Annotated in this window: 8 protein-coding genes; all 8 read left to right on the plus strand. The window is 40.4% G+C overall.

Annotated features, from left to right (window positions below; genetic code table 11):
• Positions 1-36: 36 nt before the first annotated feature.
• The 8 genes from M0Q51_08915 to M0Q51_08950 all read left to right on the plus strand — a co-directional run bounded on the left by M0Q51_08915 (position 37) and on the right by M0Q51_08950 (position 9,807).
• Entirely contained in the window at positions 37-3,708 is a 3,672-nt protein-coding gene (locus tag M0Q51_08915; protein MCK9400096.1) for a T9SS type A sorting domain-containing protein, read from the plus strand.
• A 102-nt stretch (positions 3,709-3,810) separates the two neighbouring features.
• The gene (locus M0Q51_08920) at positions 3,811-4,509 is read left to right on the plus strand and encodes a 16S rRNA (uracil(1498)-N(3))-methyltransferase (GenBank protein ID MCK9400097.1); all 699 of its coding nucleotides are present in this window, start codon (positions 3,811-3,813) and stop codon (positions 4,507-4,509) included.
• 170 nt (positions 4,510-4,679) lie between these two features.
• A complete protein-coding gene (locus M0Q51_08925; GenBank protein ID MCK9400098.1) occupies positions 4,680-5,360 on the plus strand; it encodes a tyrosine-type recombinase/integrase in 681 nt (226 codons plus the stop codon).
• A gap of 247 nt (positions 5,361-5,607) precedes the next feature.
• The gene (locus M0Q51_08930) at positions 5,608-6,231 is read left to right on the plus strand and encodes a hypothetical protein (GenBank protein ID MCK9400099.1); all 624 of its coding nucleotides are present in this window, start codon (positions 5,608-5,610) and stop codon (positions 6,229-6,231) included.
• A gap of 157 nt (positions 6,232-6,388) precedes the next feature.
• A complete protein-coding gene (locus tag M0Q51_08935; protein ID MCK9400100.1) occupies positions 6,389-6,829 on the plus strand; it encodes a hypothetical protein in 441 nt (146 codons plus the stop codon).
• A gap of 358 nt (positions 6,830-7,187) precedes the next feature.
• Positions 7,188-8,111, plus strand: a complete 924-nt coding sequence (locus tag M0Q51_08940; protein ID MCK9400101.1) for a T9SS type A sorting domain-containing protein — start codon at positions 7,188-7,190, stop codon at positions 8,109-8,111.
• Positions 8,112-8,305: 194 nt separating this feature from the next.
• Positions 8,306-8,851 carry a hypothetical protein gene (locus M0Q51_08945; protein ID MCK9400102.1) on the plus strand — a complete coding sequence of 182 codons (546 nt, stop codon included), beginning with the start codon at positions 8,306-8,308 and terminating at the stop codon, positions 8,849-8,851.
• Positions 8,852-9,120: 269 nt separating this feature from the next.
• Positions 9,121-9,807: a hypothetical protein gene (locus M0Q51_08950; protein ID MCK9400103.1), complete on the plus strand. Its 687-nt coding sequence runs from the start codon at positions 9,121-9,123 to the stop codon at positions 9,805-9,807.
• Positions 9,808-9,950: the final 143 nt, after the last annotated feature.

The following is a 9,950-nucleotide window of genomic DNA, read 5'->3' on the forward strand; positions in this document are numbered from 1 at the left end:
TAAAATAGTAATTTCTTGATATTAAGATATATAATAATGAAGATAAGAAGATTTTTACTCATTACACTGCTTTGGTCTACTATGACTTTTACTTCATTGGCGCAATCCACTTCAGCAGCCGCGCCTGACACAGCAGATTATCCTTACTGGATCGAAATGATGGCCGATCCTACGGAAAATTTTTTCCATGTACAGAAAGCCTTCAACATTTATTTTGAAAATCGTGACATGACCAAGGTCAAAGGCTGGAAACCATTTAAAAGATGGGAATACAGGATGCTCGAGGGGCGGATATACCCCGATGGTACCCGCCGGCCTGAGGATCATGTTATAAAGGCATATGAGCAATATCTTTCTTCCCATCAGGGGGCCCGCTCCCTGGCTGGAGATTGGACTAATCTGGGCCCTTTCGTTATTCCCGACGGAAAAGGCTACAAAGGCCTGGGAAGGCTCAACGCCATCGCCTTCGACCCTGTCGACCCGGATATTATCTGGGTCGGATCTCCTTCAGGCGGTCTTTGGAAAACGACGACAGGTGGCAATAACTGGATATCCTCTACGCAGGATCTACCTTCGCTCGGCGTTTCAGCTATTCTTATTGATCATACCAATCCATCAGTAATGTATATCGGCACAGGCGACCGGGATGCCGGCGATGCAAATGGGATTGGTGTTTACCGGTCTACCGATGGTGGAGAAACCTGGGAAGCATGGAACAGCGGAATTGGTAACCGGATTGTCGGCAGATTGCTCATGCACCCTTCCAATCATCTGATTATTTTTGCTGCCACAAATGGTGGGCTTTACCGGTCTACAAATGGCGGCGGCACGTGGACACATATCGAGAACGGCGATTTCAAGGATGTCGTTTTCAAACCAAGTGATCCAGGTATTGTGTATGCTGCCGGTAATGGCAACTTTTACCGTTCCACTAATGGCGGACTTTCTTTTTCCCAGGTAACCAGCGGGCTTCCGGGAAGCTCACGGGCTGCAATCGCCGTTTCACCTGACAATCCTTCTTATGTTTATGTGATCCTCACGAATGGCGATTCCTTCAAAGGTTTGTACCGTTCGACCGACTCCGGCCAGAATTTTTCAGTACGCTCCACATCCCCGAACATCATGAGCTGGGGCTGCAACGGCGGTGATGGCGGACAGGCCTGGTACGACCTCGATATTGCTGCAGATCCGACTGATTCCGATGTCATTTTCGCCGGTGGGGTTAATTGCTTCAAATCTGCCAGCGGCGGTACTACCTGGAATATCAGTTCCCATTGGTGGGGCGATTGCGGAGTAACTTCCGTACATGCCGACCTTCATGTTCTTGAATACAATCCTTTGAATAACAGACTTTATGCCGGCAACGACGGTGGGGTTTATTATACTACTAACCAGGGCGCCAGCTGGGTCGAGATAACCAATGGATTGCCCATCGGCCAGGTTTACAAGATCGGGCAAAGCGCCACAGTAAGGAATAAAACGGTGAATGGTTACCAGGACAACGGGTCTTCAACTTATATGGGTGACTACTGGCAGAATATCCTTGGTGGTGATGGCATGGAATGTGCAGTAGACCAGGTCGATGCCAATTACAGCTACGCTACTATCTATTTTGGCTATATAGCCCGCTTTTTCCAGAATATAAACAACGGAACCGTCGCAGAAAACGGGTTTAACGGCATCAATGAATCCGGTGCATGGATTACTCCTTTCCTCCTGGATGAAAAGAACCCGAACATCATGTTCGTCGGCTATAAAAACATCTGGCGCTCTACCAATATCAAATCACCATCAAACCAGATCATATGGCAGAAAATATCTGACGGGCTTGCTGGTATCAATGATCAGGATATGAGGGCGCTGGAACAATCCCCAGCCAATACTGACATTTTATTTGCTGCCCGTTATGATAACAAGCTTTTTCGTACCGATGACTGCAAAGCTGCAAGCCCTTCCTGGATTAATCTGACTTACATGTTGCCGGAAATTGCCGGGATCAATGACGTGGAATGCGATCCATTCATCCCGGACATTGTTTACATTTCCCTGAACAATAGAATTTACAAATCAACTGACCGCGGACAAAGCTGGGAAGATATTTCCGGAACACTGCCTGATGTAGCGTACACGAGCATCGCTACTTATAAAAACAGCCATGGCGGACTTTATATAAGTTCCGATATCGGGGTCTTTTACCGGGATGAGTTTATGAACGACTGGATTATGTTCTCCGCCGGACTCCCCCCTGATGCTTCCGTCACAGAGATTGAAATCTATTGCGATGCCGTCGATCCTTCAGGTGATATTATTCGTGCCGGCACTTATGGCCGCGGATTATGGGAATCCGATGTATTTCATACCACTCCTGTTGCTGCCTTTTCAGCCAGTGAAACGACTATCCCCGCCGGCTGTGGCATTGACTTTACTGATCTTTCTTCGGGCGTTCCTACTTCCTGGGATTGGGAATTTGACGGGGCGAATCCTTCGACTTCAGGTGAAAGAAATCCTTCCGGAATCACTTATGAATCGACAGGGACATTCCAGGTCAAGCTGGTTGCCATGAACGAAGCAGGGAGCGATTCGGTGGTCTATTTTAATTACATCACGGTCAGTGATACGATTCTGCCACTGGTGGATTTCAGCACCGATCTGACAAGTATTTGCACCAATGGCATCGTCCATTTCACCGATCTGTCGCAATATTGTCCTAATGCCTGGGAGTGGTCATTCTCACCGGCTTCTGTCGATTTCAAGGAAGGAACAAGCGAAAATTCACAAAACCCTATCGTTGAATTCAGGCAGACCGCGATGTATACCGTAACGCTAACTGTAACCAACAATAACGGCCAGGGGACCCTTACCCGCACCGATTATATCCAATCCGGGGGCTTTAACCTGCCTTTTGAAGAGGACTTTGAAACGGGCTCCCTGGAAGACAGGAACTGGACAGTGGTCAATCCTGATTTTGGCTACACCTGGACCGATTACCTGATCGAAGAAACCGGCAATCATGCTGCAAGGATGAAGTTTTACGGTTATTTCAAAATGACTGAACGTGATGGACTGGTAAGCCCTTATCTCAATTTCAGCCAGTTCGGAAATGTATACCTGACCTTTGACCATGCATATGCCCAGCGCTTCAATCAAAAAGATTCACTGATCATTTATATTTCGAGCGGTTGCGAAGAAAACTGGACCCGCATTTGGGCCAATGGTCCCGATGGCAATGGCTGTTTTGAAACCGCCTCTGCAACACCTTATGAGTTTGTCCCAATCGCTAACGAGGACTGGTGCAGCTTAGGCTGGGGTGCTGATTGCTTCACCCTTGATCTCAGCGAATGGGCCGGCGACTACAATGTGAAGATCAAGTTTGAAGCCTATAACAACCTGGGAAATAACCTTTACCTGGATAATATCACGGTAACCAATACAACCGGGGGTGTGGATATTTTACCGGCCCTGGGAACTTTCACCGTTTATCCTAACCCAAGCCATGGGCTTTTCACGTTATACGCTGCCGGAATTAACGGGCAAATGGAATTGGAAATTTTCAATGCGCAGGGCCAACCGGTCAGGAAGGATGCTTTCAGCAACAGCGATGAAGCTTACCAGCGGACGATTGACATGAGTGGTTTACCAAAAGGTGTTTACATGGTACGATTGGTCAGCGGGGAAAGAGTTCACTTAAGGAAAATAATCCTGGAATAATATTTTCACTGATAGAACGCTGAGTGATAATAAGAACGCAAAGATAGAACCAGTCTTTGCGTTCTTTTCATTTATTTGCGACCTTTGCGTGAACCCTTAAAAATGAATCTTTTTTATACTCCTGATATTACTGATGGTCTTTATTCCCTGAACGAGGAAGAATCACGGCATTGCCGGATGGTTCTGCGCCTGCGCGAAGGCGACATCGTCAATCTGACTGACGGAAAAGGTACCCTCTTTGAAGCCCGCATTATGGATGCTCGTAGCAGGCAGGTAACCGTTGAAGTTATCAGCCGGCAGGATGGCTATGGCCGGCGGAATTACCGTTTGCATATAGCTGTGGCGCCAACCAAGAACATCGACCGTTTCGAGTGGTTTCTCGAGAAGGCTACAGAGATTGGTGTGGATGAAATCACACCATTGATCTGCGATCATTCAGAGCGCCGGCAGCTTCGTACCGACCGGCTGGAGAAGGTGATCACCGCAGCCGTGAAGCAATCGCTAAAGGCATATCATCCAAAATTAAATGAACCTGAGCCCCTGGGCAAATTCCTGGAAAACCCTCACCCGGGAGATAAATACATGGCTTATATTACTTCCGGGGCTCCCCTACTGAAGCAATTATATCAAAAAGGAGCTGATGCCGTCATCCTTATCGGTCCGGAAGGTGATTTCAGCCCGGCCGAAGTTGAAGCCGCGATAAAGTGTGGTTACCAGGTTATTTCCTTAGGCGAAAGCCGTTTACGGACAGAGACGGCTGCGGTTGTGGCATGCCATACGGTGCAGTTGATTAATCAGTAGATCCCCACCGTTTCACCATTTCACTGCTTCCCGCCGGGTATATTTTTCATTTTTCCGGATTATGTGATGAAAAACCTTTTAATTAAGATAATCAAGAAAAATGAAAAACATCGAAATTACAAAAGGCCAGATAGAAGGGAAAGATCACCGAGGAGCAGATCAGGGAGTATTTGTTATACCTGATCGAGCATCGTGACATTTCGATTTCTTACCAGAACCAGTCGATCAATGCCATTAAATTTTACTATGAGCAGGTTTTGGGCAGGCTGGTAAAGAGTTACCATATACAACGGCCCAGGAGGGAGCGGAAATTACCGAATGTATTGAGTGAAGAGGAAGTTCAGATGATACTCAACAACACGGATAATCTGAAGCATAAGGCGATTCTTTCTTTGATTTATTCTGCCGGTTTGCGGCGGAGTGAGTTAATCAATTTACAGCCAACGGATATCGATTCAAAGCGGATGTATGTGATCATCAGGGGTGGCAAGGGGAATAAAGACAGGTACAGCATATTATCGGAAAAAGTCTTGATTTTATTAAGAAAATATTTTCGAAAGTATAAGCCATTTAATTGGTTATTTGAAGGACAATTCGGCGGGCAGTACAGTGCATCGAGCATACAGAACATACTTAAGAATGCTGTCGCCAAAGCCAGGATAAAAAAGAAGGTGACAGTTCATACATTAAGGCATTGTTTTGCGACCCACCTGTTGGAGCATGGGGTTGATCTGAGATATATCCAGGAATTACTAGGGCATAAGAATGCCAAGACGACGGAGATTTACACTCACATCACGCAGCGGGGTTTAGGCAAAATAAAGAGTCCGCTTGACAATTTAGATATTTAATTTGCTTATATTTGAGGAATACAAATCATTGATGTTTTTGCAACTACATTTAGCCAACGATTTTAAGATGTATTCGTTATTACACAATAAGCCCAGAATAGACGGACTAAAGATAATACACATTCCATGCTGTTTTAGCATTATAAATTCAATATTTGAAGCGCTAGATTGTAAATATATGCAATACATTTAGCCATACGTTAGCAATAATTTGGTTCTTGGAACAATGAGGAAATATTACATGCTATTGGCCTTAATTGTATTTGTGAGTTGTAACTCCAGCCGTGATACCATTATCCCATACGATTATGAAGCGAATTTCCCTGATACTAAAAACGGAATTACTCAGGACCAGGCCAATGAATATCACCAATTTGCGATGAATCAGATCCAACTCAATACAGTTGGGAAAAAACTTCCAAAAATATTTATCTATGACATTAATAATACGAAAGTTAGATTAAATAAATTGATCAAACAAACAACTTTTATTTATGCTACAGGAAATCATTGCGGATGGGGCTTAGAAGTACTTGATAATGATCTTCCCATTACACTTGAAAAATTAAAAGGAGATTCAATTTATATTTTTACAATTGCACTTTTAGTGAGGACTCCATTTGATACGGCCGATTCTGAAGGTTTTAGTAAAAAAGCATATGAAGTAAATTCAAAATATGATCAGTTTTATATAATTGATGAATCAGAAGCTAAGAAGTTTAATGCGCTAAATGCCACTAAATTATTGGTAGACAGGAAAGAAACCGTAATTTATTTGGGCTACGGTGCAAATTTAGACCCTGATCAATTCTATGAACGATTGAAATCCAAACTATTGCTAACGGGTGCGCAAAGCCCAGCCCGGAATTAAAATTTTGCCCGTCCAGGCGGGACGCATATTATGGAACAAGGGTCAAAGAAATATGGAAAATTTGTACATTTAATGCGCCCGCCTGGCCGGCCAAATAATCCGGGCCAGGCCTTTGCGCGCGAACGTTATGTGCCAATTATACTAATAAAAACTATTTATGAAAACATTCAATGGTCTTATTTCTAGTGCTCTTGTTCTGATTTCTACTTTGATATTTTTATTATTAGGTGCAAGTACTTGTAGCAAAAACGGCGATTGTCCTGAAAATAGTCATGATCTGATCGAAATAAAGAATAATAGCTCAATCACAATTAACTGGAGGCATTTTATTCCAGATTCAATTTATTCAATAAATGGTTCGACAGCTGCTTCTGACCTTATTGTTAATCCTAATAGTTCAGATCATTATGGGACTAGAGATTGCTGGGATGTAATTTTCAAAGATGACTATTTTTTATATTTTTTAATTTTTAATAATGACACTGTTCAAGCCATTGGTTGGCAGGCAATAAGTGGTACTAATAGAGGACTTTTAAAAAGAGTCAAGGTTGATTCAACTTATCTTTATGATAGTGATTTTATTATCACATACCCTTAATATGGAATTCAAATTTCACAGAGAATTATATAGCATAAATTAGAAATTACGAATGCGGTTTTCTCCAAATTTTACCTGTCTTTTAATTTTCATAACTTATTGAATATTATATATTTAGAATGTGTGATAAAACCCAAGAACCAAAGTGAGTAATGAGCGAAAGATTTATTATAACCGGCACATAACATCCGCACAAAGGCCAGCCCGGACATCAAATTGCCCGTCCAGGCAGGCGCGTATTAAGGAACATGGAAAAAGGAACAAGGAAAAATTGTACATTTAAGGCGCCCGCCTGGCCGGCCAAATTCAACCCGGGCCAGGCCTTTGTGCGCGAGCGTTAGGCTTAATACAATTGATTATGAAAAAGATTTTTCTCTTCTTCTTTATCACTGCCTTGTCAGCCTCTTTATTTGCGCAAGCTGTCGACCATTTCGTAAATGTGGATTCTGAGTGGTATACTGCAAGGATCTATCCAAATCCAAGTCCTGAAGATCCGTACTTTGTTCAAACAAAATCAACACATTATGGATTCATTGGCGACACGTTAATAAACAATGAAATCTGGGTAAAAATGTACTCTTCATGGGATACTTTATTCTATTTAGAATTACATTTTCAAGGATTTATCCATTCTTCAGACGGCATTGTAGTTTTCAGAGATGTTTACAATAATCTTGACACACTTTATAATTTTAATTTAAATGTTGGCGATAGCGTATTCTATGATTTTGGATTTAATTCAACTAATGTTGCTATCATTGACATTGATAGTATCTTGATAAATGGGGTTTACTTTAAAAGATTTTATTTCGATGAACCTTTTGAAAACACTACTTTCGAGTTTTTGAATGAGATTTGGATTGAGGGAATTGGTAGTGTTCACGGACCTCTTTTTCCACATCAACCTGAATTATTTAGTTCGGAAATTCCCGACAAACGTGATTTGACATGTTCATTCACCAATGGATTTCAATATTTTAATAATCCATCCTATGATGATTGTTTCATTAATATTATTCTTGGAATTGAAAAGCTACCAAACAATGAATTTGATGTTTATCCTAATCCTTTCAAAAATGTTATAACTATTGAAAATGCAAATTTTGAATATGGGGTTACAAATGTTACTATATATAATATTTTAGGCAATAAAATATATTCAGAAAAGATAATGAATAATAAGCAAAGTATAGTTCTGGAGCATTTACCCATTGGTGTTTATTATGTTAGAATTAATCAAGGAAATAAATATCAAACGAAGGCGGTAATCAAATTGTACTAAGCCTAACGGAAGCGCAAAGTCCAGCCCGGACATTAAAGTTTGCCCGTCCAGGCGGGGCGCGTATTAAGGAACATGGAAAAAGGAACAAGGAAAATTTGTACATTTAATGCGCCCGCCTGGCCGGCCAAATAAACCCGGGCCAGGTCTTTGCGCGCGGGCGTTATAAGCCATAATTTTTATTAAGATTGGTAGTTATGAAACGGTTAATATACACAAATCCTTTTATAATTCTTTTATTAGAAATAGGTGTTATTGCAGTTTCTTTAATACTTTTTTATGGTTGTAAATTGGTCTTGCCTATTGAAAATATCAAATACTGCCTAATAATTGTCATTGCTTTATTTCTAGCAGGTTATTTTTTTTGGATTTATCTAATCGCTTTGGGATTCCACATACTCTCTGCTAAAAATGATAAAGATTATAGATTTAAAAATTTTATAATAGTATTAATTATCCTATACATCATTGCGATACTTAGTTATTCTTCTAGTATTTATTTCATATCAAAATCCATGGATCAAATCCTTGGATTAATTAGCATACTTACGGGCTTGATATCATTTTTTTGTTTAATGTATATTATTGTCTACCTTACTAATAACTTCAAGTTTTTTGATAAGAAAAATGAACCAAGATTTTGGGATTATTTTATATCAATGTTTTTAATTAGTTTTTTCCCTTTTGGGCTTATGATAATGCATGATCATTTGAGATTGATTATGAAGGAAAATTTAAAATGAACGGACTGAGTTAGCTTAATGAAAATATCCTATTTTAAATGCTGACTAAGATATTGTTTTCTAAGGAATTATTAAATTACGGCTTATAACAACCGCGCAGCGCCCAGCCCGGGGTTCTTTAAAATGTTGCACCATGTGGGCGGGGTCGTTTTGAAATATTTATTCGTAACTTTATTGCTCTGAGCACCGCCCCCGCCCGTATGGCGCAATTAAAACCCAGGCCAGGGCGCTGCGCAGAGCGTTATGCCCAATATTCTTAATTAATGAATATGAAACTTTATCTGAAAACAGTATCAAACTGGAATTGGGATAAAATTGCAAATATTTCAGTTGTTATAGGTGTGTTTCTAGCGATATTGACTTTTTGTCATTCTAATAAACAATTTAATGAGAATATTAAAAATGGCGAACAATTGTTCAAAAAAGATAGCTTATTATTAGCAAAGCAGATTGAGTTATCTCAAGAACCAATAATTAGAATTATTCCTGAAAATGAGGTTGAAGGTGAGATTGCAAATTTTAATCTTAAAATAAAGAACTACTCGCCCTCTAAATTAGTTAATATTCAAATATTTACAGATTACTTTGTCGCTATTAGGAAAAAAAATGAAAACATTTCATTGATCAGCTTTGGCACAATTTCGACTCACCCAAATGTTGAATTTTCTAATATTAATGCATTTGAAACAGAGTCTTTTAATATCTCTTTCAATAATACATTAAAGCAAATGTTAGATTTCTATAATTCTGATTTTTCAGGCCAAAGAATGATGGTAGTGAGACTTACAGTCAAATATGATCGAAATCTTGATGGCCAAAGGTATATTTACAAGAAAGTATATATTATTGCAGGACATGGAGATTATTTATTAGATACAGATGAAAGAGGAATAAGAGCTCCAATTGACATATTTAACCTTGAAGATATTAAAAGGATTATTGGAACAAATGATTAAAATAGAATACTGGGCATAATAAATAGGACTTCGTGTGGCACGCAGTGCCCAACATGAAGTCCACGTTGAACTAAATCCGGGGATTACCCACCTTCTATGCACTTTACGACTATGGATTCTGATTATTTGCAACCGAATGGTTG

This window comes from Bacteroidales bacterium, from assembly GCA_023229505.1.
GTDB lineage: Bacteria > Bacteroidota > Bacteroidia > Bacteroidales > JAGOPY01 > JAGOPY01.